At 44.4% G+C, this 22860-nt stretch carries 20 protein-coding genes; 5 read left to right on the plus strand and 15 right to left on the minus strand.

All coding sequences use genetic code 11. The features are described from left to right. The first annotated feature begins 128 nt into the window (after positions 1–128). From O3Q51_07410 to O3Q51_07430, 5 genes are read left to right on the plus strand one after another with little or no spacing between them, the layout of a single operon-like run. Positions 129–1502, plus strand: coding sequence for a dipeptidase (locus tag O3Q51_07410; GenBank protein ID MCZ4408629.1), 1374 nt, complete (start codon positions 129–131; stop codon positions 1500–1502). Then, positions 1480–1944 carry an LEA type 2 family protein gene (locus tag O3Q51_07415; protein ID MCZ4408630.1) on the plus strand — a complete coding sequence of 155 codons (465 nt, stop codon included), beginning with the start codon at positions 1480–1482 and terminating at the stop codon, positions 1942–1944. Before O3Q51_07410 ends, O3Q51_07415 begins: the two co-directional genes overlap by 23 nt. Positions 1945–1947: 3 nt before the next feature. Then, complete coding sequence (locus O3Q51_07420; protein ID MCZ4408631.1) at positions 1948–3972, plus strand: thioredoxin domain-containing protein; 2025 nt, start codon at positions 1948–1950, stop codon at positions 3970–3972. Beyond that, the gene (locus O3Q51_07425; GenBank protein MCZ4408632.1) at positions 3969–4826 is read left to right on the plus strand and encodes a hypothetical protein; all 858 of its coding nucleotides are present in this window, start codon (positions 3969–3971) and stop codon (positions 4824–4826) included. Before O3Q51_07420 ends, O3Q51_07425 begins: the two co-directional genes overlap by 4 nt. 45 nt (positions 4827–4871) lie before the next feature. After that, positions 4872–7097 carry a S46 family peptidase gene (locus O3Q51_07430; GenBank protein ID MCZ4408633.1) on the plus strand — a complete coding sequence of 742 codons (2226 nt, stop codon included), beginning with the start codon at positions 4872–4874 and terminating at the stop codon, positions 7095–7097. A 34-nt stretch (positions 7098–7131) separates the two neighbouring features. On the opposite strand, the gene tsaB is transcribed toward O3Q51_07430, so the two are convergent. The 15 genes from tsaB to O3Q51_07505 all read right to left on the minus strand — a co-directional run bounded on the left by tsaB (position 7132) and on the right by O3Q51_07505 (position 22837). Beyond that, positions 7132–7818, minus strand: coding sequence for a tRNA (adenosine(37)-N6)-threonylcarbamoyltransferase complex dimerization subunit type 1 TsaB (gene tsaB, locus O3Q51_07435; protein ID MCZ4408634.1), 687 nt, complete (start codon positions 7816–7818; stop codon positions 7132–7134). A gap of 5 nt (positions 7819–7823) precedes the next feature. Continuing rightward, complete coding sequence (locus tag O3Q51_07440) at positions 7824–9158, minus strand: efflux RND transporter periplasmic adaptor subunit (GenBank protein ID MCZ4408635.1); 1335 nt, start codon at positions 9156–9158, stop codon at positions 7824–7826. Positions 9159–9176: 18 nt separating this feature from the next. After that, the gene (locus tag O3Q51_07445; GenBank protein MCZ4408636.1) at positions 9177–10616 is read right to left on the minus strand and encodes a TolC family protein; all 1440 of its coding nucleotides are present in this window, start codon (positions 10614–10616) and stop codon (positions 9177–9179) included. A 115-nt stretch (positions 10617–10731) separates the two neighbouring features. Continuing rightward, positions 10732–11988, minus strand: a complete 1257-nt coding sequence (locus O3Q51_07450) for an OmpA family protein (protein MCZ4408637.1) — start codon at positions 11986–11988, stop codon at positions 10732–10734. A 43-nt stretch (positions 11989–12031) separates the two neighbouring features. Then, complete coding sequence (gene metH, locus O3Q51_07455) at positions 12032–14704, minus strand: methionine synthase (GenBank protein MCZ4408638.1); 2673 nt, start codon at positions 14702–14704, stop codon at positions 12032–12034. A gap of 12 nt (positions 14705–14716) precedes the next feature. After that, positions 14717–15757, minus strand: coding sequence for a homocysteine S-methyltransferase family protein (locus tag O3Q51_07460; GenBank protein ID MCZ4408639.1), 1041 nt, complete (start codon positions 15755–15757; stop codon positions 14717–14719). 19 nt (positions 15758–15776) lie between these two features. Next, the gene (locus O3Q51_07465) at positions 15777–16043 is read right to left on the minus strand and encodes a hypothetical protein (GenBank protein ID MCZ4408640.1); all 267 of its coding nucleotides are present in this window, start codon (positions 16041–16043) and stop codon (positions 15777–15779) included. Positions 16044–16056: 13 nt separating this feature from the next. Next, positions 16057–16581, minus strand: a complete 525-nt coding sequence (locus O3Q51_07470) for a DUF420 domain-containing protein (GenBank protein MCZ4408641.1) — start codon at positions 16579–16581, stop codon at positions 16057–16059. Next, positions 16578–17282, minus strand: a complete 705-nt coding sequence (locus tag O3Q51_07475) for an SCO family protein (protein MCZ4408642.1) — start codon at positions 17280–17282, stop codon at positions 16578–16580. The genes O3Q51_07470 and O3Q51_07475 overlap by 4 nt, the downstream gene beginning before the upstream one ends. A 6-nt stretch (positions 17283–17288) precedes the next feature. Then, a complete protein-coding gene (locus tag O3Q51_07480) occupies positions 17289–17666 on the minus strand; it encodes a cytochrome C oxidase subunit IV family protein (GenBank protein MCZ4408643.1) in 378 nt (125 codons plus the stop codon). Between the two features lie 10 nt (positions 17667–17676). Next, entirely contained in the window at positions 17677–18525 is an 849-nt protein-coding gene (locus O3Q51_07485) for a cytochrome c oxidase subunit 3 (GenBank protein MCZ4408644.1), read from the minus strand. A gap of 21 nt (positions 18526–18546) precedes the next feature. Beyond that, positions 18547–19275, minus strand: a complete 729-nt coding sequence (locus tag O3Q51_07490) for a hypothetical protein (protein MCZ4408645.1) — start codon at positions 19273–19275, stop codon at positions 18547–18549. Positions 19276–19278: 3 nt separating this feature from the next. Continuing rightward, positions 19279–20130 (minus strand): heme o synthase, encoded by an 852-nt coding sequence (gene cyoE / locus O3Q51_07495; protein MCZ4408646.1) that lies wholly within the window; start codon positions 20128–20130, stop codon positions 19279–19281. A gap of 90 nt (positions 20131–20220) precedes the next feature. Beyond that, a complete protein-coding gene (locus O3Q51_07500) occupies positions 20221–21795 on the minus strand; it encodes a hypothetical protein (protein ID MCZ4408647.1) in 1575 nt (524 codons plus the stop codon). After that, positions 21725–22837, minus strand: coding sequence for an MraY family glycosyltransferase (locus tag O3Q51_07505; protein MCZ4408648.1), 1113 nt, complete (start codon positions 22835–22837; stop codon positions 21725–21727). Before O3Q51_07505 ends, O3Q51_07500 begins: the two co-directional genes overlap by 71 nt. Between the last annotated feature and the right edge of the window lie 23 nt (positions 22838–22860).

Consider the following 22860-nt stretch of genomic DNA (forward strand, 5'->3'; position numbering starts at 1 on the left):
CCCTGACGGTAAATACTTAGCAAAGTTGCCCGATTCGAATCTAAACAAATTTCATCAATTGAACGCTTAATGATCTCATCGAGCAGCCGCCCCGAATTCTTATATTTGCGGCTCTGACAATACACCTAATGGAAAAGACAAAAAATTACATCGATTCGAATAAAGATAAATTCCTCAATGAGCTGGTAGACCTACTCAAAATACCATCGGTAAGCACAGACGCTTCCTACAAAGGTGATGTTTTGAAAGCGGCAGATTTTATCCGTGAAAAGCTAGAGTCGGCGGGTGCTGACAAAACTGAAGTTTGCGAAACGGGTGGATACCCCATTGTTTATGGAGAAAAAATCATTGATCCTACACTACCCACCGTATTGGTTTACGGCCATTACGACGTGCAACCTGCAGATCCTTTGGAGCTTTGGGATTCACCTCCATTCGAGCCGGTCATAAAAGATGGCTTGGTAATCGCTCGCGGCGCGGCCGACGATAAGGGCCAGATGTACATGCACATCAAGGCTTTCGAATCCATGATGGAAACCAATTCATTGCCCTGCAATGTCAAGTTCATGATCGAAGGTGAAGAGGAAATAGGATCAGATAGCCTTGAGCCATTTATGATTGCCAATAAAGAGAAACTTGCTGCTGATGTAGTATTGGTTTCTGATACGGCCATGATTTCAAACGATGCTCCAAGCATCACCGTAGGTTTAAGAGGACTAAGCTACGTGGAAGTTGAAGTAACGGGTCCTAACCGCGACCTTCACTCCGGCATTTATGGAGGTGGAGTGGCCAATCCCATAAATGCATTGGCAGCAATGATCGCTTCCCTTCAAGATGAAAAAGGAAGAATCACCATCCCGGGATTCTACGACGACGTAGAAGATCTGAGCACTGCCGACAGAGAGAAGCTCAACTTGGCTCCCTTTGATCTTGCAGAATACAAGGCAGATTTGGAAATCAATGATGTAAAGGGTGAAGAAGGCTACACTACCTTGGAGAGAACCAGCATAAGACCGACACTTGATGTAAACGGAATTTGGGGGGGCTACACAGCTCCAGGGGCAAAAACGGTTTTACCTTCAAAGGCTCATGCCAAAATATCCATGCGATTGGTTCCTAATCAATCGTCTGATAAAATCACCGAGCTTTTCCAGAAGCATTTTGAGAGCATTGCTCCTGACTATGTAAAAGTGAAGGTAACACCTCATCACGGGGGTGAGCCTGCCGTAACTCCAACGGATTCTGTAGCCTACAAAGCAGCTGAGATGGCGGTAGAAGAGGCATTTGGTAAAAAGCCAATTCCAATGAGAGGCGGTGGATCTATTCCAATCGTAACTTACTTTGAACGAATTCTCGGTTTGAAAACCATTCTAATGGGATTCGGATTGGATTCCAATAAAATTCACTCCCCCAACGAAAATTATGGCCTCTTCAATTTTTACAAAGGCATTGAAACGATTCCATTGTTCTTCAAAAACTTTGCAGACCTTTCTAAGAAGTAAAGCGCTTTTCCCGCTATTGTCCCTTGTTCTCCTTTTGACTTCATGCACCTACGAAAATGTAGATGTAGAAGACGTTACAGGAGTTAAAATTCAAAAGCTGGACAAGAATGGTATCAGTTTTACTGCAAAATTGAAAATCAACAATCCGAACAATTACAAGATTCACATCACATCTACAGATGCTGATTTGTTCTTGGATGGAAGGAAAGCAGGCAAGGCAGAGTTGGAGAACAAGATGGTCATTCCTGCAAACTTCAATGATGAGATTGAAGCAAAAGTGAGAACGGACTTTGAAGGTGGGAGTCTCCAGCTTATTCCCATCATACTGGGGGCGGCGGTCAGTAAACGAGTCAGTCTGCAAGCCAAAGGCACTCTGAAGGCCCGCTCATTTATAATTGGCCAAAAATTTGATTTCGATTATTCACACGAAGCCAAGTTTTAAAATATGAGTTCTCCAAAGCATACCAATGCGCTGGCAGAAGAAGACAGTCTTTACCTTCTTCAACATGCCCACAATCCGGTAAACTGGATGCCGTGGGGTGAGGAGGCGCGCCAAAAAGCAACCGAGGAAAACAAGCTTGTACTCGTTTCTATTGGCTATTCGAGTTGCCATTGGTGCCACGTGATGGAGCATGAAAGCTTCGAAGATGAGGCGGTGGCCGAAGTTATGAACAGGCATTTCGTCTGCGTAAAGGTCGATAGAGAGGAACGTCCAGATATTGACCAAATCTACATGGAAGCCGTTCAAATGATGACGGGACAAGGGGGCTGGCCGCTCAACTGTTTCACCAATCCCGAGGGGAAACCGGTTTACGGTGGAACCTACTTTCCCAAGGAACAATGGGTACAAGTGCTCAAACAGCTGGCCACACTGTGGAATGACAATCCCGAGAAGGTAAACGAATACGGAGAAAAGCTCACTCAAGGTATGAAGGTTTCGGGCATACTGCCGCCAACTGATCCTAATGCGGATTGGCCGCTCGCGGCGCTAAGCGAAACGATTGAGAATTGGAAAACCCGATTTGACACTGAGCGAGGCGGCCCGAATAAAGCACCGAAATTTCCACTCCCTTCGAATTACTCTTTCCTGCTGAAATACGGCTACATACAAGCAGACGATGAAATTCTCGAACATGTAAAGCTCACGCTTGACGAGATGGGTCGTGGAGGTATTTACGATCAGATTGGCGGAGGCTTCACCCGCTACTCCACCGACTCGGAATGGAAGGTGCCTCATTTTGAAAAAATGCTTTACGACAATGCACAACTGCTCACACTCTATAGCGAGGCATATGCAGCATTTGGCGACTTGGAGTATCTCTACACGGTCAATGGTATCAAGGCTTGGCTGCGCCGTGAGATGCAAAACGGAAAAGGCGGCTATTTCTCAGCTATCGATGCCGATAGCGAAGGCATAGAAGGGAAATTCTACGTTTGGGACAAGCCCATTTTAGAACAGAAATATCCCGATTTCGGCAAGTACTACTACTTGGACCAGAATGCCCTTTGGGAAGGGATGATCATTCCCGTTAGAAAAGGAACGATTTCAGACCTTTCAAAAAATATGGGCATTCCCGAGGAAGAAGTCATTTCAGAACTGGCCGCCATTAATGAAAAATTACTCGCCGAAAGAAGCAAGCGCATGAGACCGGGAACAGATGATAAGAGCCTATGCTCCTGGAATGCGATGCTGATCACGGGATTTGCCAACTCCTACATTCACACCGGAGAAGAATCCGATTTGGCTGAAGCCAAAAGCATATTAGGCTTTATAGAAAGTGAGCTAGTGGATCAAGCCACGCTTGACTTAAAGCACACTTGGAAAAACGGAAAGGCGAAAATCAATGGATTCCTCGAAGACTATGCTTTCTTAATTGAAGCCTATCTCTCTCTCTACGAAGCTACTTTTGCGGAAGCATATTTAGAGCGGGCTAAAGAACTTTCGTTCAAAACCCTCGACCTTTTTTACGACGAGAGGACAGGCGTTTTCTTCTTCACACCTCATCACCAAACCGATTTGGTTTCTCGACCAATGGAGCTCAATGATAACGTAATTCCGTCTTCCAATTCGGTCATGGCAGTGAACTTCATCAAGCTTTCCTCCTACTTCCGCCTGCCACATTTTGAGGCTGTAGCCAAAAGACTGCTTAATGCTGTAGAAAAAGGGATGAAAGAATACGGGTCGGGATATTCCAATTGGGCAGAACTCTGGCTGAGGCTGAGCATCGGCTCCCCGGAATTGGTGGCTGCCGGAAACAAGGCAACCACGGAAATCAGGAAGCTGAAAGTATATGCCCCGCTGGTGGTAAAGGCTGCCGCCGAAGAAAAAAGCCAATTGGAACTGCTCAAAGGCAGACTGGATTCAACCGATCTGCAGTTTTATCTTTGTCAAAATCGAGCCTGCAAAAGACCTGTGAACTCTTTGGCAGAAGCCGAAGGAGAAATCAAGAAAATTTTCGAAAAAAATTGAGAAAGGCAGCCTTCCTATTCTTTCTTATTATTTCGTTTTCCGATTGCTTCGGACAACTCATCTCTCTACCCGAAGGAAAGAACTTCGAGCCTGAAAGCAAGTTCAATCCAACCTTTATCGCTGCAAATAATATCACCGAAATAGTAATCACCGACGAGCTCAAACCCGATGGGGAGAAGATAAAACCAACAGGGAGAAAGATCGTGTACAAATTCAATTCAAAAGGAAGAACCGTTTCCATTCAGGAGATCACCAAGTCAAGAGATACACTCCTTACGATATTCGAATACTCAGAAGGCCGGCTGAGTTGTGAAGTAAAGAATGACGCTTCAGGCCTCTTTAGTTATTGCTACACATATGACAATACGGATCGCCCCAATTCCTTAAAGTACTCCCGACTGGGAAAGAAAAAACAAGGAGATCAAATCACGGAGATCTCAACCGAAACGATCCAACATAAAAGATACGACACCCAATTACAGAGTACTCAATTCAATACATCGGGAAGGCCTTACCGGAAGGAAATCAGGTATTACGACCGGGACGGCTACTACTTAAAATTCGTCTCGGATTTTGTAATGACCAGCCGCCGTGAAGAAGAAAATTACAGTTACGACGAACATGGCCTTCTCTCAATAAAAGAAGTAAAACGCCCGAATGAAGAATATTCGAGACATTACGAGTACGACGAAGTAGGCAACTTACTGGCAGAAGAACTGCGCAGGGGCGGCACAAAAGTTGAAAGACGAGAGTACGTTTATCGCGGTGAAGACATGTTGATCCAAGCAGAATTGACCCGAGACGAAGTTAAGCAAGCCATTCGCATTCAGAGCTATACCTACAGCTTTAGATAGGTCCGTTATGAAGTATTATTTTTGCACTAAATCAGATTTAAAATCATGAGAAAATCCATCATCATTTCGGCGCTTCTCGCGCTTATCACCATCACATCTGTAAGAGCAGATGAAGGCATGTGGTTGCCACTGCTCATAGAGCGTTTGAACCAAAGAGATTTACAGAAAATGGGGCTGCAACTAACCCCCGAAGAAATTTACAGTGTCAACAAGTCCAGCCTAAAGGATGCCATCGTTTCGATGGGTGGTTTTTGCACGGGCGAAATCATCTCGCCGAATGGCTTGATGCTGACCAACCACCACTGTGGGTACGACGCTATTCGCGAAAACAGTACGGTAGAGGCTGACTACCTGACCAATGGTTTTTGGGCCAAATCATACGCCGAAGAGCTCACGAATGAAGGACTTTATGTTTCTTTCTTGGTGCGTATGGAAGACGTAACGGAAGAAATGCTTGCCGCAGTTGAGGGAGCAGAATCAGAAGATGAACGCAATCAAATCATTTCTGCTAAAGGAAAGGAATTGGCAGCGGCAGCTACCCAAGATTCGCATTACAATGCTCGAGTGAGCAGTTTCTACGCAGGCAATGAGTTCTACCTTTTTGTGTACGAGACTTTCACTGACGTTCGCCTCGTAGGAGCGCCACCATCAAGCGTGGGTAAGTACGGAGGAGATACAGATAATTGGATGTGGCCGAGACAAACGGGAGACTTTTCAATGTTTCGTGTTTACAGCGGCCCTGACGGAAAGCCTGCTGATTATAGCCAAGACAATATTCCCCTTTCGCCAAAGCATTTCCTACCTGTATCTATTGCCGGTCTGGAAGAGGGTGACTTTACGATGACCGCCGGTTACCCGGGAAGTACGGATCGATACCTGACTTCATTCGGTATACAGCAAGCACTGGATCTGAAAAACCCAACCATTGTTGAAATCAGAGATGCAAAGCTCGCCGCACTTCGCGAAGACATGAAACAAGATGATGCCGTAAGATTGATGTACGCATCGAAATACGCGCAAATCGCCAACTATTGGAAGTACTTCATTGGACAAACAGAGCAACTGAAAGCCAATAACGTGAAGGAAGCCAAAGAAGAATTGGAAGCAAACTTTCAAAACTGGGCAGATTCTGACCCCGCTCGAAAAGCCAAGTACGGAATGGCCTTGGACATGATCGAAAAAGCCTATGCCATGACCGACAAAAACGTGATCGGTGGTACCTACGTTTTGGAAGGAGGGCTCCTCGGAGCAGATGTCAATCTATTTGCTTACCGAATGGGTAGTCAAATTGATGGATACCTGCAAATGGAAGAAGGAGAAGAGAAAGAGGAAATGAAAAAGGGGCTTATGGCTTACGCCGAAGAATTCTTCGAAGGGGCAAATATGTCTACGGATAAGAAGCTCTTTGCCGTCACTCACGAGTTGTATTCTAAAAATGTACCGGCTGATCAGCAACCTGAGTACATGAAAGACTTGAATGGCAAAATGGACGGCAAGTGGATGAAGTACGCTGATAAGGTTTATTCCAAAAGCATTTTCACCGATAAGGAGCGCATGATGAAATTCTTAACTGATCCATCTCAGAAGACCTATGATAAAGATCCGATGAAGGCTATCAGTGCAGACCTCTTCGCTATTTACCGAGGCAGAGCAGAACAAAATGCCGAAGCCAATGAGATGCTGGTAAAAGGAAACAGACTATTCATTGCGGGACTGAGAGAAATGAATCCCGACAAAGAATTCTATCCCGATGCCAACTCTACCATGCGTCTTTCTTTTGGAAACGTTGCCGACTATGAACCCAAAGACGGAGTGACCTACAACTACTTTACGACCTTGGAAGGGGTGATGGAAAAGATGGATCCCGACGATGACGAGTTTCAAGTTCCTGCAAAGCTGGTCGAACTTTACAAAGCGAAAGACTACGGACAGTATGCCGATAAAAACGGCGACTTGGTGGTAAACTTTATCAGCACGAACGACATTACCGGTGGTAACTCAGGTAGCCCTGTGATCAACGGAAACGGAGAACTGGTAGGATTGGCCTTTGACGGAAACTGGGAGGCGATGAGTGGCGACATCAATTTTGAGAAGTCCATTCAGCGAACCATCTCGGTTGATATTCGGTATGTCCTGTTCATGGTTGACAAGTTTGCCGGTGCGACCAACCTGATTGACGAAATGACATTGGTAAAAACAAAGGCCAAGCCGGCAATGGAAGCGGCAAAAGCACCAATGAATTCAGAAGTGGAAAAAGTGGAGATGAACTAAGTTCATTTCGATAGAAATAGGAAAGCCCGTCGACTCAGTTGGCGGGCTTTTTCTTTTTACCAGCCACAAAATCCTTAAGGTAAAAAGGCTCGAAGTAAGCGGTATCTACAAAGTCGGAAGATTGGTACTTTTGCGCTGCGAGCTTTACCATTCCTTTGGCGGAAGCCTCAACACCTTGGACAAATTCAAAGCCCTTTGGCTCTAGTACGTCAATGCACTTTTCGGCGCCATCGCCAAAGTATAGTACCTTGTCGAAAGCAGAGGCTTCGGGAAAAGATTCAGCTTCCAAAATCTCAGGGCGCGTTAGAAAAACGGCATTTCCTTTTCCGTCAAAACCCGCGCAAAAGACTTCCATCCTTCTGGCATCGATCATGGGTATGAGGAGGGTCTTTTCGTCTCCTGAAAGCAATGAGTTTGCCATGGCTTGAAGGGTGTTTACGGCAATGAGGGGAATACCCAATGCGTAGGCCATTCCCTTGGCTGAGGAAACTCCGATGCGAAGCCCCGTGTATGAACCCGGCCCTTCGCTTACGGCTACTGCATCAATGTCAGAGAATTTAATTCCGCCTTGGCTCATCACGGTTTCTATAAAAACGTGAAGCTTCTCGGCATGGGTATATTTATCTGATCCGTCTTCTTTTACCGCGATAAGCTCCTTTCCGTCGCACAATGCCACGGAGCAATTCTTAGTGGAAGTTTCGAGACAAAGTATCCGTGCCAAAAGTCCTAGTCCTTGCTGTATAAATCTTCTTTGGAAACTGCCTCGACCTTATCGCCTGGCATTAGCTTTTGCGAAACCAAATCGTAAGGTCCACTGATCACTTCCGTGTCCAAATCTATGCCCTTCGTTATCTCAATGTACTTATCGTCTTGGATGCCCGTCTCCACCACTTGGATTTGAGCTCTACCCTCATCGGTAAGCACAAATACGACAGTAAAAGGCTCTCCATCATCTTCGGCTTTTTGCCCCACCAAACGGTCAACTGCCGAAACTTTTTCGGCCTTAGCCGTATCGGTACGGGTCGTTACGCTTTCTATCGGAACGACTACTACATTCTCTTTCCGCGCAGTGATGATATCGACTGTGGCATTCATTCCCGGTCTGAAAGGAGACAATTCAGGATGCTCAGGATCGACTAAGTCGGCGTAAGAATCTTGCAAGATTCGAATCTTCACTTCAAAGTTTGTGACCTGATCGGCAGTCATACCTGAAGATTTGGCCGAGTTGGCAATTTCGGTAACAATTCCTTTAAATTTTCGGTTGATGTAAGCATCTACTTCCACAGCGGCAGTATCATTAAACGCGACTCTTACAATATCGCTTTCGTTTACATCTACCAATACTTCCATGACATCGAGATTGGCTACGCGCATTATCTCCGTACCCGTCATTTGCATGGCTCCTACTACTTGTTCGCCCTCTTCGACTTCTAGCCGAGAAATGGTGCCGTCCATTGGCGCCACGATGGTGGTGCGAGAGTAGGAATCTCCCGCTTCTTTCACCGAAGCTTGTGCGGATTGAACAGTAAATCTTGCCGCTTTTACGCTTTCTTCAGCTGCGGTCACTTCGGCCTCAGCCGTTTCGAAAGTAGCTTGGGCATTGTCAAATTCAGATTGGCTAATTGCCCCGTCTTCGAAAAGTTTTTCGCTTCGTCGAAACGACAATTCAGAATTTCTCAACTGTGCCTTTGATTGAACCAATCGCGCGGCTGCGTTGGCTTTATTGGCCAAAGCATTGTTATATGCAGCCTCGGCTCTGTCCAAAGCGGCTTGCGCCAAATCGGGATTAATCTTAGCGAGAAGCTCACCTTTCAGTACTTTGGCTCCTTCATTAAAGGGCAACTCTAAGATCTTTCCGGAAACTTCAGAAGAGATGATCACCTCCGTTTCGGGCTGAATCTTACCGTTGGCAACTACGGTCTCTACAATCGTTCTTTCTGACGAAACGGCGCTGGTCACTTTAGCGTCACCTTGCGATCGCTTCTTAACGACAGCCACAACAACTAGGGCAAGAATCAGAATTCCTGCAATCCAGAGTAACCGTTTGGTATTTTTATTCATGATGAGTCTTATTAAGCTTTAAAGTGTGATCGGGTTGCCCAGGTAAAAGTCAAGAATCTTCGTTCGAAATACAAAGTCGTACTTCGATCTCAGCATGTCTACTTGGGCGTTGGTGTATTGTGTTTTGGTGAGGTTAAAATCTACCGCATTGATCACCTCTTGCTCATAACGCACTTCGGCATATTTGAAAGATTCTTCCAATGCCCGAACTGCTTGTTCAGATGCCAAATAGGTGTTCATGGCCGCTTTGGCGTCAGCATATGCCTGTTCGATATCAAAACGAAGCTGGTTGGTGATTTGTCGGTAAGAAAGGTTGGCGTCGAGTTGATTGATTTTAGCTCTTTCTACATTTGCTTTGGCTGACCATCCATTGAATATGGGCACACTTAGGGTCAGTTGAAGGTTTTGATTGAAGTTGTCCTGAAGCTGATCGCCAAAATTTTTGGTTTCGAAAGACTGCGTAGTTGGATCTGGCTGAGGAAAAGAGTTTACCGGCAGCACATCACCACCAACTACCACAGTACCTATTGGAAAAGTTGTGAGTTCACCTTCATCCGTAACGACTTGATTCAGTTCAGAAAAACCCGATCCAAGCGAACCACTTAATTGAAGCGATGGATAGAGCTGTCCTTGAGTCGAGCTCAGCGCATACTCCGCTGCGCTTTGTCGTGCTTCCGCGGCCTGAACTTGAGGCATCAGACCTTTAGCTCTCAGGTAGATATCTTGGGCACTATTGCTTAATAGCTCAACACCCTCATCTGTTAGGTCAGGTTTTACAATATCAAACCCTTGCGCTTCGTCATACTCTAGCTGAAGAAGCTGAGTCAAAGAGAGTAGCGATAGGGTTACCGCATTCTCAGCGGTGACCATATTCAGCTGCTCTTGAGCGAGCTGAGATTCCAGATCGAAAAGCATGCCTCTGGGAGACTGCCCTGCATCTACAAGCTTCTCCATTCGATCCACTTGAAGCTGTGTAATTTCTATTTGATTTTGACTTACCAAAAGGCTCTCCTTATTTTGAAGCACGCGCAAGTAAGCCAAGCAAACTTGCAGAGAAATGTCATTCTTAATTGATTCCAGATCATACCTTGAAGCTTCCAAATCTTGCTGATTGCTCTTCATCGAATTCCGCTTTGAAAACCCGTTGAAGACATCCAAGCTCGAGCTCAAAAACAAGTTACTCGTAGAAACCCTGTCTGTGGCAAATTGGTTGGTAAATGGGTCAATTCTCTGTCCGAAATTGAACCCATAAGTCGCCCCTGTATTCAGACTCGGCAATAAGCCAAGCTTGCTTTGCTTGAGGCCAATCTCTGATCTTTGCACGTTGAGGGCACTCTGTTGAACCGTCACATTATTTTGGAAAGCGTAGTCTATACATTTTTGTAAATCCCACTTATCCTGAGAAAAAGAACTATTTGACGCTAAAAAGAAGAAGGCAAAAATAATGGCAATTCTCATGCGGAGTGATTTAATAGGGATAAATGTAAGTATGACCTAGGAGACCAAAACCCGATAAAGTATAAGCGGTAATAGTATTCGGTAAAAGGCTGAAAGCCTTTGTAAGAGATAATGCTTAAAGTTCCACAATCTCGGCCTCTACCCTTCGGTTAGCCTCTTGCTGCCGAGTGTTCACAGGATTGGGGTAGATCATTTTGGCATTGCCAAACCCCTTGTACGTCATCCTGGATTTGTCCACACCTGCCTCGCTCAACTTTTGATAGATAGCCTCAGCCCTGTCCTCACTCAGATTGATGTATGAGCGTTTGTTTTTCTTGGCTTCCCCATTCACATGTCCCTGAATCTCAATCTTCACATTATCATTTTCAATCAAGAACTCGGCTAGTTTCTCAAGTGCGGGCTTGCTTTTCTCTAGAATAACCGCTTGATCACTTTCAAACTTGATATTTCCCAAGTTGATGCGGTCTCCCTTATTCATACGTTTGAGCTGTACGTCGATTTCATAAAGAGAGTCATTCTTTGGAATGAACTGCTCTGTATGTAGTAGGTAGCCTTTCTTGATTACGTTGATATCGTATGTTCGGTAGCTCAACACGTCAATAGAAACTTGAGAGATGAAAGGATATCTGGAAGGAACGGAATCAGGCAGATTGTCGATAAAAACATTGGATTGAATCCGCTCTCCCGTTTCTTTATCCGTCACTGTCACTCTCATCGTACGCAATGGAATTTGATACTCTTCCTGCTCTTCCGTCGATTCCTCTTCTCCTTCAACTATTGGATTCAGCCTACGGTAGTGCAGATGAATACTGTGGCCCTCGTTTTCTCTGAATGGATTGTCAATCAAGAGGTAATAGGTTTGTCCTCGGCGGGCTTTCAAGGCGCGACTATAAGAGCTCCCCGGCCCGGATGGTACGTACTCGTCTACGGACGATTCACTCATACCTGTCTGTCCTTGAACTTCAATGTTCTTTCGGGAAATATTCGTTCGAATCGGAATTTTCTTTCCATCTGTGATATCACGGCAAAAATTGGGACCATCATATAAAAACAGGAGAAAATCAAAGTCATCATCCTTTTGGATGGGAATCAAATCGAAAGTGAAGATGCAATCATATGGTATGGTAAACTTGTACCACACCGAGTTGTGCTCTCTTTGAATAAAGTAGGGGTCACCCAATTCGTAACCCACCAACTCTAGGTTGTTTCCGAAACCTTTAGGCGAATAGACAGGGCCTATCACTGTATCGGGAATAGTCAATGCTCCGATACAATCTGACCCCGTGACGCCCAATTGCACGGGCTTATCTTGGCTAAAGCCTTCAGATTGAATTAACGAGAATATCAGAAAAAGGGCAGTGTAAAAACGCATATATGTCTTGCTCCTAGCTGGCCACTAAATTAGAAGATTCAATTCAATAATTGAGGTTGGGTGCCAGCCACTTTTCCATACTGTCAAAGTCCATGCCTTTTCTGTCAGCCATACTCTTGACTTGATCTTTTGCTATCCTTCCGACACCGAAATACTTGGAATACGGAGATGCAAAGTAGAGACCAGAAACAGAGGATGCGGGATACATGGCAAAGTTCTCTGTCAGCGTGATTCCCGTATGCTCCGTTGCATTCAAAATTTCAAATAATCCGGGCTTCTCGGTATGATCAGGACAAGCAGGATAGCCTGGTGCCGGACGAATTCCTTGGTACTTTTCTTTGATCAACTCTTCATTTGAGAGTTTTTCTCGACGGGCATAGCCCCAAAAGTCCTTTCGAACCTTCGCATGCATGAGTTCGGCAAATGCTTCTGCCAATCTGTCGGCAAGTGCCTTGAGCATGATAATAGAATAGTCATCATGGTTTTTCTCAAATCGTTCGAGGTACCGTTCAATACCTATTCCAGCTGTTACCGCAAAACCACCGATGTAGTCTTTTCTTCCCGATTCCTTTGGAGCGATAAAATCGGCAAGACTTAAATTTGGTTGTCCAGCCGCCTTCTTCACTTGCTGACGCAAACATTCAAATCGATGAATGACTTTTTCAGAGTCGCTGGGATCGTAGACCTCAATCGTATCATAATTCACCGTATTGGCAGGCCATATTCCAATTACGGCTTTTGCTTTGAGCCATTGGTTGGTGACGATTTCCTGAAGCATTTGGGTTGCATCGTCATAGAGTTTATTTGCTTCTGTTCCAACTACTTCATCTTCCAAGATATTTGGAAAACGACCATGAAGATCCCAAGTCTGGAAAAACGGCGTCCAATCAATGTAGCCCATGATCTCACGCAAGCTCGCATCGTAAAAAGTCTTCACGCCAAGGTGTGCCGGCTTTTCCACTTCGGGCTCATTTGCCCAATCAATTTTTAATCGCGACGAGCGGGCTTCTGATAACGAGAGGTATTTCTTCACCTTCTCTTTTCCCGCATGATTGAGCCGGATTTTCTCGTAGTCCTTTTTGACCTCGCCAATGAATTCACCACTCTCTTTCCCAAGCAATCGCTCAACTACAGTAACAGATCGGGACGCGTCTTGGACGTGAACCGTCTGACTATTTAGGTAATGCTGCTCTATTTTCACGGCAGTGTGAACTCGACTCGTCGTCGCACCTCCGATCAAAAGAGGAATATTTAACCCTCTGCGCTCCATTTCCTTTGCTACGCTCACCATCTCTTCGAGACTCGGAGTGATAAGTCCACTCAGACCAATAACATCTACCTTCTCTTCAATGGCTCTGTCCAAAATCTTTTCGGCAGGGACCATTACTCCCATGTCAATCACTTCGTAATTGTTGCAGGCCAATACCACTCCAACAATGTTCTTTCCAATATCGTGCACATCACCCTTCACGGTGGCAAGCAAAATCTTTCCTTGAGCAGAGGTATCTTTGAATTTTTTCTTGTCTTCCTCGATATAAGGCAGTAAGTGAGCAACGGCTTTTTTCATCACCCGAGCGCTCTTAACCACCTGTGGTAAAAACATCTTGCCCGAGCCAAAAAGGTCTCCGACTACATTCATTCCTGTCATCAGCGGGCCTTCGATTACTTGAATCGGTCGCTCAAATAATTGTCGTGCCTCCTCAGTATCCTCGACGATGTATTTATCAATCCCTTTTACCAAAGCATGGCTTAGACGTTCTTTTACTTCGAGGTTTCTCCACTCTTCGATTTGACCCTCTTTCGGTCCTGAGTCTTGAACATTTTCAGCAAATTCCAGTAATCGTTCAGTGGAGTCTTCACGTCGATTGAGCAATACATCTTCTACTCGAGTTAGCAATTCCTCGTCGATATCATCGTAGACTGTAAGCATCGAAGGATTGACGATTCCCATATCCATACCCGCTTTAATCCCGTGGTAAAGAAAAGAGCTGTGCATAGCTTCGCGTACCACATTATTTCCGCGAAAGCTGAACGAAACATTGCTCACTCCACCACTCACCAAAGCTCCGGGAAGGTTTGCTTTAATCCATTTTGTCGATTCAAAAAAGTCGACCGCATTGTTGTTGTGCTCGTCTATTCCTGTTCCAACGGGGAAAATGTTGGGATCGAAAATAATATCGGTCTTGGGAAAACCTACCTCCTCCGTGAGAATTTTGTACGATCGTCCGCAAATTTCTTTTCTGCGCTCGAGGCTGTCGGCTTGCCCCCTCTCGTCAAAAGCCATCACGATAACTGCGGCTCCATAGCGACGCAACTGTTTAGCTTGGTAGATGAACTCCTCTTCTCCCCCTTTGAGGCTGATGCTGTTTACGACCGCTTTTCCTTGCACGCACTTCAGTCCTGCCTCGATTATTGACCATTTGGAAGAATCGATCATGATAGGGATTCTGGAAATCTCGGGTTCAGAAGCTATGAGATTAAGGAACTTCACCATGGCCTTTTCGCCATCGAGCATTCCTTCATCCATGTTGACATCGAGAATTTGGGCACCACCTCTCACTTGTTCCAAGGCTACTTCAATCGCCTCATCGTATCGATCTTCCTTTATTAGGCGCAAAAACTTGCGGCTGCCCGTTACGTTAGTGCGCTCACCAACGTTAACAAAATTCGTTTCAGGAGTGACTACTAATGGCTCAAGACCACTTAATCTTAGCATAGGTTAGTGGATTTAAACGTTAGTCACTTCAGTATGAGCTACGAAACCCATTCTCGGTTTTCTATTCTTCGCAGCTTCTGCCAAAGCATGAATATGATCAGGAGTTGTTCCACAACAGCCGCCGACTATATTCAGAAATCCGGCTTCCAAAAACTCGCCAACCTCTGACGCCATTTCTTCCGGAGTTTGGTCGTATTCACCAAATTCATTCGGCAATCCGGCATTGGGATGTGCACTCACGGCAAATGGAGATTTTTCGGCAAGCACCTTCAAATAAGGTCGGAGCTGAGCTGCTCCCAAGGCACAATTCAAACCAATCGATAGTAGGGGCATGTGCTCGAGCGAAATTAGAAAGGCTTCCGTCGTTTGTCCGGAAAGGGTTCTGCCACTCGCATCCGTTATAGTACCTGATACCATAATCGGAAGTTCGAGATTGAGTTCGTCAAATACCTCATCTATAGCAAAAAGGGCTGCCTTAGCGTTGAGGGTATCAAATACCGTCTCCACCAAAAGCATGTCTACTCCGCCTTCGATTAGAGCTTTTGCCTGCTGGGCGTAATTTTCTTTAAGTTGGTCAAAAGTAACGGCGCGGTATCCGGGATCATTCACATCGGGTGAAAGGCTGGCCGTTCTATTAGTGGGGCCCATTGAGCCAGCTACAAATCGAGGTTTATCCGGTTCTTTCGCCGTAAAACTATCGGCAGCTTCTCTTGCCAGTCGCGCACTTGCCACGTTCAAATCATAGACGGCAGACTCCAAGTGATAATCAGCTTGGGCGATTTGAGTTGAGCTGAATGTATTTGTTTCTGCTATGTCTGCACCCGCCTCGAAATAGAGAGAGTGAATCTCTTTGATAATATCAGGTCGGGTGAGGCTGAGTAGATCATTATTTCCCTTTAGGGAATGTGGGTGATCTTTGAATCGATCACCGCGAAAATCTTCTTCTTCCAACGTGTGACGTTGAATCATGGTACCCATAGCACCATCCAAAACCATCACTCGATTCCTCAGTATATTCTTTATCTCGTTACCCGAAGGTTTCGGTTGCCTCATTATCTATGGAAAAAATGGATTAATGGATCTGATTGAATGAACGCCAAAATCCTCCGATCTCTTTTCGAAAGAAGACAAAAAGCAGCGTTCCAAGGAGGATGTAAGGGATTCCCATTAGGTAGATTATCCCATTGTTCAAGCCATTGGCCAATCCATAACCGGACTCCCCTTGAGCATTTTCTGCTACTGCCTTGCACATGGCGCATTGAGCAACAGAGTCGGTAGAAACCGAAAGCACCAGCATCAGTACCAAGAGAAACAACACGATTTTTTTCTTCCTATTCATCTACACAAAGTTACTAAACGTAGTAAGGTGAAATCATCAAATAAACCACAACTCCTGAGATGGCAACGTAGAGCCAAATCGGGAAAGTGATGCGTGCAATTTTACGGTGCTTGTCAAATTTTTCAGCAAGCGCTCGCACATATGTCAATAAAACTAATGGTATGATAATAATGGAGAGCAGAATATGCGAGATCAATAATGTGAAGTACACTGGGCGAATCCACCCTTCACCACCGAAAGAAGTAGAATCGCTGGTGCTATGATAAATCACGTATAGTACCAGAAACAAGGCAGAAAAGGCGATCGCCGAAGTCATTAACTTCTTGTGGGTTTCGATTTTCTTGTTTTTGATTGAGACAACACCTCCAATCAAGAACAAGGCGGTCAATCCATTTAATGTCGCATAAATGGGTGGTAAGAATGAAGTGTCGTAACCTTCAATTTTTACAGTAAACAAAATTGCTACAACGATAGGAACTGCTATCGAAAGAACAATAATCCACGGCTTACTCTTTTTCTCAACTCCTGCTCCTGTCATGAACTTACTTTTTCTGATTCCTTCAAGGTCTCTTCTTTCTTCAGCATTTTAATATCTGTTACCAGATCATCCACCTCCTTCGAACTGGTTCCGTCATAAAATCCACGGATGTGTCGAGCTCGATCTACTAATACAAACATGCTGGAATGCAAAAATCCTCCCGGTGCACCTGAATCTTCTTGTGTGCTCAGAAGGTATCCTTCGAAACCTTGCTGAAAAATCTCTTCCTGATCTCCGGTGACAAACGTCCATTTCTCGAAATCAGCGCCCTGCTCTTTTCCGTATTCCAAAAGAACTTCAGGTGTATCATTCGTAGGATTGACTGTATGCGACAAAAAAGAAACATCGTCATAGGCAGTATCCTCGAGCATCCACTGCAATCGAGCCATTTGTTTGGTCATAATCGGACAAATGGTGGGGCAAGTCGTAAAGAAGAAATCGACTACCATAATATCTCCCTCGAAATCTTGCATGGTGATAGTCTCACCAAATTGACTCGTAAAAGAAAAATCCGGAACGGTATGATAAATTGTGTCAGGAACATCAGTACCTGCAACGGTAAATATGGGTTCTTTCGGACCGTAATGCGGGAGGATTTCGAAACTATGATCTGCTTTGCTCAGGAAGATTAATATCAACCCAGGGCCAAGCAATAGAGCGAAAAGCAGTAAATATTTCCGTCTCTCAGAAGATTTGTTCATTGTTTGTTATGGCTGAAATTCAAGCCATACGTCATTCAAGTGGCTAGACTCTGTAACGCCAATAAAAAGCAGATAAAGAATAAAAATGGCGTATGGTATGAGTATAACATATCTCAGCGACTTTCGTTCATCACCGAGGTGCATAAATACAAGAACGATGTACCCGGCTTTAACAAGGGTCATTACAATGAATGACCACTTAACAACCGGCCAGAAATCTGTACCCTGCTTGATAAAGATTCCTAAAGCCACCTCTACCGTTGTAATCACCGATAGGAGAATAGTTACAAAATAAATTTTCTTTCGAATCTGCTTTCCATGAGCCTCGTCATGACGGGCATCAACTGAATAACTATCGTTTACAATAAGGTCGTCGCGCTCCATAGTAGTAGATTTATATCAGGTAAAAGAAAGTAAAGACAAATACCCATACCAAGTCAACAAAGTGCCAGTACAAACCTGTCTTTTCAACCATCTCGTAATGGCCGCGTTTCTCGTAAACTCCATTAATGACACCAAAGAATACAATGATGTTAATCAAGACTCCACTGAATACGTGGAAACCATGAAATCCCGTTATAAAGAAGAAAAAGTTAGCGTACTGTGGTGGACCATATTCATTGATGGTCATATTAGCACCTTGCACATAATCGATTCTATCATTGAAAAGTGAAACCGCCTTATCTCCTATAATCGTCGATTCGTTATCTTCTCCCTTATTGGCAATGAGGGCGAAACCTTCAAATTCTGCGGCAGTCATTCCATGTGGAATCTCTTCAGCCAAGAAATATTGAGCATTGTCTTCAGTCGTGATATATCCACCCGAGCCGTGTATAAAGTGGCTCCATTCCCAAGCTTGGGATCCTAAGAAGATAAATCCTCCAACGATCGTCAAGGCCAACCACTTGGTAACACCCTTTCGGTCCATTCTATGTCCAGCCTCAACGGCCAGAACCATTGTAACGGAACTAATGATGAGAATGAAGGTCATTAAGGCTACATAAATAAGCGGGAAATTTCCATGTAGTCCTGGAAGTGCGTGAAATACTTCTTCACCGATCGGCCATGCACCTGTGTAGGCTTGGCGAGCGTAGCCGTACGCTACAAGGAGTCCGGAAAAGGTTAAGGCATCTGAGACGAGGAAAAACCACATCATCATTTTACCATAGCTCACACTGAAAGGCGAACGTCCGCCGCCCCAAAGAACTGTTTTATCAATAGCTTTAGTAGCTTCTCCTGCCATTGCTCAAAATTTTGTGCAAGTTTAGTGAATTAAAAGCAAAAAGAGCAACAAATAGAGCCATAGTCCGTCGACAAAATGCCAGTAAATAGCACCCAATCTTAATCGCAAATTGCTTAATCCCTTTTTCTTTCCAAGTTGAGAGACGATAAGAATACCGGCTAAAAACAGAATTCCGCCTAGCACGTGGAGTAGGTGGACAAAACTCAAAATGTAGATGTAACTCGCTGTGGAGTTGCTATACACGGCAATTTCATCGAGCAAGGGCTTCTCTCTCAAGTCGTCATTTGGTAAATAATATTCTCCTTCTTCAAACACCAATTCTTGGCCCTGAAAGGATATAGTGTAGTCTTCTCCGTAGACTCCGTCTAAATTATCAATGTGACCCGAGAGGTAACTGCCTTGACCGATCAATTCATTCCAACCCATATATTGGCTGACGCCAAACCCAAGACCCAGAAGTAAGGTAACTCCTAATAATGCAGTGGCTTTACTCTCTTTTCCTTCATTGGAAGCATTGACCGCCAATTTAATCGTCAAGCTACTTAACAAAATGAGAATAGTACTGATGTAAAAAGCGTTGGGCATGGATATATTCACCCAAATCTCGTTGTACGAACTAATGACATATGCACTCGAAAAACCCGCAAAGAGCATCACGATGCTAAATATGCCAATGTAGAGCACCATTTTTTTCGTGCGCTCATTGCTTGGTGATTGTTCCACCGCCTGAATATTTATTGAAGTTGCCATAAGTTAAAATTTGTCGATTAATAAGATCAACTGAGCGATAGGCAAGTAGAAGAACGAAGCAAACATAACCGCTCGAGCAGATTTGTCGGATTTCGTTCTGAGTAGTTTAAAAGCAGGTATTGCGAATGCTATTCCCACCAAAGCAAGTGCAATGGCAGCAATTGGTCCGATAAGATCAAAAGCCCAAGGCAAAAGAGAAACAGGAATTAAAAACAGCGCGTAGAGTAATATCAAAAAAGCGCTTTGTCCATCCTTTCCTTTGGAAGGCAAAAGATGGTATCCTGCCTTCTGGTAATCTTCGTGAGAAACCCATGCAATGGCCCAAAAATGCGGAAACTGCCACATAAATTGCATAGCAAAAAGAAGTCCTGCGTAGAGGTCGAAATCGGCAGTAGCTGCCACATAACCCAACATGGGTGGTATGGCACCGGGAAAAGCTCCTACAAATACGGCGATGGATGAATATCGCTTGAGAGGAGTATAAAGCAATACGTAACTGAACAAGGCCAGCGCTCCTAAAACTGCAGCGAGCTGATTAAACATGAAAAAAAGCATTACCAAACCAGCCACACCCATGGCAGTGGCCAAAAGAAGTGATTCAATCACGCTCATCGTTCCTTGGGGAAGAGGACGATTTTTAGTGCGATTCATGAGGGCATCCACATCTCGCTCTATGACTTGATTAAACCCGTTTGAAGCTCCTGTCACCAAGACACCGCTCAGTGAAAGCCAAAAAACCTCAATCCATGAAAACGTAACAGCCCCTATTCCATAGCCAATTATAGAAGAGATGACTACTAAAGAAGTGAGTCGCAGTTTGGCAAAAGCCGCATATGCTCCGAGCTTAGCTCTCACGATAACAGGAAAAGATTTAGATGCAGAATTGGCAAGCATTTAATCAAAAAAATTCGAGTGCAAAGATACTTATTTTTTGAGGACGCTTCCTTAAAAGTCCGTGTAGGTTCGGAAGAGTTCTGTTGCCAAACGAACACCAAAGATGTGCTCGTTGTTTACACTTGAACCTTCTTGATCCAATCGGCGATAGATATAATATGCCGAAGCCCTCAAATTTATTTTTCGATTGAGAATAATTCCTGCCGCTACCCTCTGATAGAATAACTTCGATTGGATCCCTTGCCCTATTTCGTTCCCATAGATCTCAGCCGGATTGGCATAACTGCGGTAGATATCTCCACCTAAGTTCAGCGTATCAGGATCTCTACCGTATAGCGCGAAATTCCACTGTCCTTCAAAAAAGTAATCCTCTTTTTCATAGTAAGCCTGTATGAGTCCCTCATAAAAATTAGTACCAAGAGGATGCGCCAAAGGCTGATTGTAATGTCCAAAGTTTTGCAGAACACTCCCGTGAGTGTACGTAAATGGTCTCGCCAAATTGAACTCTCCGCGCAGAAAAGATTTTTCCAAACCAAAAACATCAAAAGACTTAAAGCCAATTTGAGCTCCCCATTTATTTCCCCACCAGCCGTCCCTGGCTCTGAATTCGCTCAATAGAAACTCATCAAAAACCAGCTGGCCATAAAACATCATTTTCGAAGTAGCCTTGAAAGAAAGGTCCAAACCGATAATAGCATTGTCAGGAGAACCAATGGAGAACTCTACGGGTCGAAAGAAAATAATAGGATTAAGGTAATTCGGGTCAAATCCTCTTTCAGAGAGCGTGTCACTGCCCTGCCAAATGATGGTTTCGAATAGGCCCACATTGAACCGTGGTGAAATAGCCCAATTGAAATAATGGGTAGAAGAAAACTTATCTCGGTAAGCCGAAGGTCTTGAAGGGTCGGCCGAGATATCCTGAAGTGCGCTAAAAAGATTAATATACTTGATATTCCAGACGTTCGTCTCGATTTTCAAGTAGGGATAATTATAAGCTGCATCGCTTAAAAAAAGGGATCGATGTCCATTCCCGAAAAAGTTTTTTCCGTATCCGAGCTCAAAAGTGAAAAAGTCATTTGCTCTAAAATTCAAGGCTGCCGTTGGCATTATAAAAGCACTTCCGCCCGACGACAAATTTCTGCCGCGCGAAGGAAGGACACCCAAACTATCCGTAAATACATTTAGATATTGAGGCTGGGCCAATACACCGCCGACCAAGTCAGCATTGAATTTGAATTTCCCTTTTGATGCAGAAATAGCAAAGCCTCCACTCGCTTCATAGATTGCATCAGCTTGTGTAGAGTAACCTCCTTCTAACTGAACGATCGGAAGGATCCCAAATCCTGCTTGTCCTGAATCAGGTTTCGACCAAAAGCTAAAATCAGCTGAATTAAGGAGAGGCGAGCTGCCCGAATCAAGCACGGCTTCATACCAATGACCTCGCACTGAGGTAAATGATCTTTTAGAAATGGAGTATACTTCTTGACTTTCAAGAAATAAGCCTTGAGAACTTGCTTGCCCTGAAAGACCAAGAATCGCAGTGATAATAGAGAGTCTAAGCCTCAGTTGCTTCAGAAACTTTTTGTTTGGACTTCCAGAACCTGAACAAGAAAACAGTGTGAACAAGGGCAAAACTTATCAGCATCATTGAGAAAAAGGCAACCGTAGGACTGTAACCCTTAAATCCTAGTGAAACCAAAGGCACAGCGATAACGACCAAATATAGGTACAATGCAGTGAACACATGGCCATATCCGCTATCTATAAGTTGGTGGTGAATGTGATTTCTATCGGGCGAAAAGGGTGAGCGACCTTTCAATATTCTCAAGGTAAAAACTCGCAGCGTATCTACGAGCGGGTAGGCCAGGACACTTAATGCAAAAACTGCAGATGATACATTCTCAGTCCACCCATCGAGGAGCCGAGTATCAGTCTCAATGCATTTCATCGCCATTACAAATACAAAGGCGCCGATAAACAGAGAGCCCGAGTCTCCCATAAAAATCTTAGCAGGCGAAAAATTAAACAGTAAAAACCCTCCTAACGATCCTGCCAAGACGAAAGCCATCATACTAAAGTCGTATTGATACGTGCCGTAAAACCAAAGACCGAAGTAAACGGAACAGATAAACCCTGTTCCCGCGGCCAATCCGTCGCTACCATCTATCAAATTAATGGCATTCACAATAACGATATATGTGAAAACTGAAAGACCAACACTGGCCCATTCGGGAATCTCGTAAATACCGAAAACACCGTGCATACCCATTATTCTGATATCCGCCATGACTACCAGAATGAAACCCACGATAACATGACCAATGAGTTTTTTCATAGGCGCAACGCCAATGATATCATCCTTCACACCAATAAAGAAGAGCAAAATAGTCGCAGCAATCAAAAACTTGAAGTCACTAACAGACTCTGAAAAATGGTGGAGACTCCCAAAATAATTCAGGTTATCCGACGGAAACCAAAGCGAGTATGCGAAGATGCTGGCGGCGAAAATGATAATACCCCCAATAGTAGGAGTGCTTTTTCGGTGCTTCTTTCTCTCCTCATTAGGATCGTCTACGAGCTTCTTCATCTTAGCCACTTTGATGAGGGAAGGAGTAGTGAGGAGAACGACAAAAAAAGACGTCACAAAACCTAGGACAATCTCTTTCATAAAGTAATAGTGTTATTTAAAAA

It is taken from the genome of Cryomorphaceae bacterium 1068, assembly GCA_027214385.1.
Classification (GTDB): domain Bacteria; phylum Bacteroidota; class Bacteroidia; order Flavobacteriales_D; family Cryomorphaceae; genus JAKVAV01.

Coding starts and splice junctions, on each gene's coding strand:
- O3Q51_07410 (MCZ4408629.1), top strand. CDS start 129: ATGGAAAAGACAAAAAATTACATCGATTCGAATAAAGATAAATTCCTC.
- O3Q51_07420 (MCZ4408631.1), top strand. CDS start 1,948: ATGAGTTCTCCAAAGCATACCAATGCGCTGGCAGAAGAAGACAGTCTT.
- O3Q51_07430 (MCZ4408633.1), top strand. CDS start 4,872: ATGAGAAAATCCATCATCATTTCGGCGCTTCTCGCGCTTATCACCATC.
- O3Q51_07440 (MCZ4408635.1), bottom strand. CDS start 9,158: ATGAATAAAAATACCAAACGGTTACTCTGGATTGCAGGAATTCTGATT.
- O3Q51_07445 (MCZ4408636.1), bottom strand. CDS start 10,616: ATGAGAATTGCCATTATTTTTGCCTTCTTCTTTTTAGCGTCAAATAGT.
- O3Q51_07450 (MCZ4408637.1), bottom strand. CDS start 11,988: ATGCGTTTTTACACTGCCCTTTTTCTGATATTCTCGTTAATTCAATCT.
- metH (MCZ4408638.1), bottom strand. CDS start 14,704: ATGCTAAGATTAAGTGGTCTTGAGCCATTAGTAGTCACTCCTGAAACG.
- O3Q51_07460 (MCZ4408639.1), bottom strand. CDS start 15,757: ATGAGGCAACCGAAACCTTCGGGTAACGAGATAAAGAATATACTGAGG.
- O3Q51_07465 (MCZ4408640.1), bottom strand. CDS start 16,043: ATGAATAGGAAGAAAAAAATCGTGTTGTTTCTCTTGGTACTGATGCTG.
- O3Q51_07470 (MCZ4408641.1), bottom strand. CDS start 16,581: ATGACAGGAGCAGGAGTTGAGAAAAAGAGTAAGCCGTGGATTATTGTT.
- O3Q51_07475 (MCZ4408642.1), bottom strand. CDS start 17,282: ATGAACAAATCTTCTGAGAGACGGAAATATTTACTGCTTTTCGCTCTA.
- O3Q51_07480 (MCZ4408643.1), bottom strand. CDS start 17,666: ATGGAGCGCGACGACCTTATTGTAAACGATAGTTATTCAGTTGATGCC.
- O3Q51_07485 (MCZ4408644.1), bottom strand. CDS start 18,525: ATGGCAGGAGAAGCTACTAAAGCTATTGATAAAACAGTTCTTTGGGGC.
- O3Q51_07490 (MCZ4408645.1), bottom strand. CDS start 19,275: ATGGCAACTTCAATAAATATTCAGGCGGTGGAACAATCACCAAGCAAT.
- O3Q51_07505 (MCZ4408648.1), bottom strand. CDS start 22,837: ATGAAAGAGATTGTCCTAGGTTTTGTGACGTCTTTTTTTGTCGTTCTC.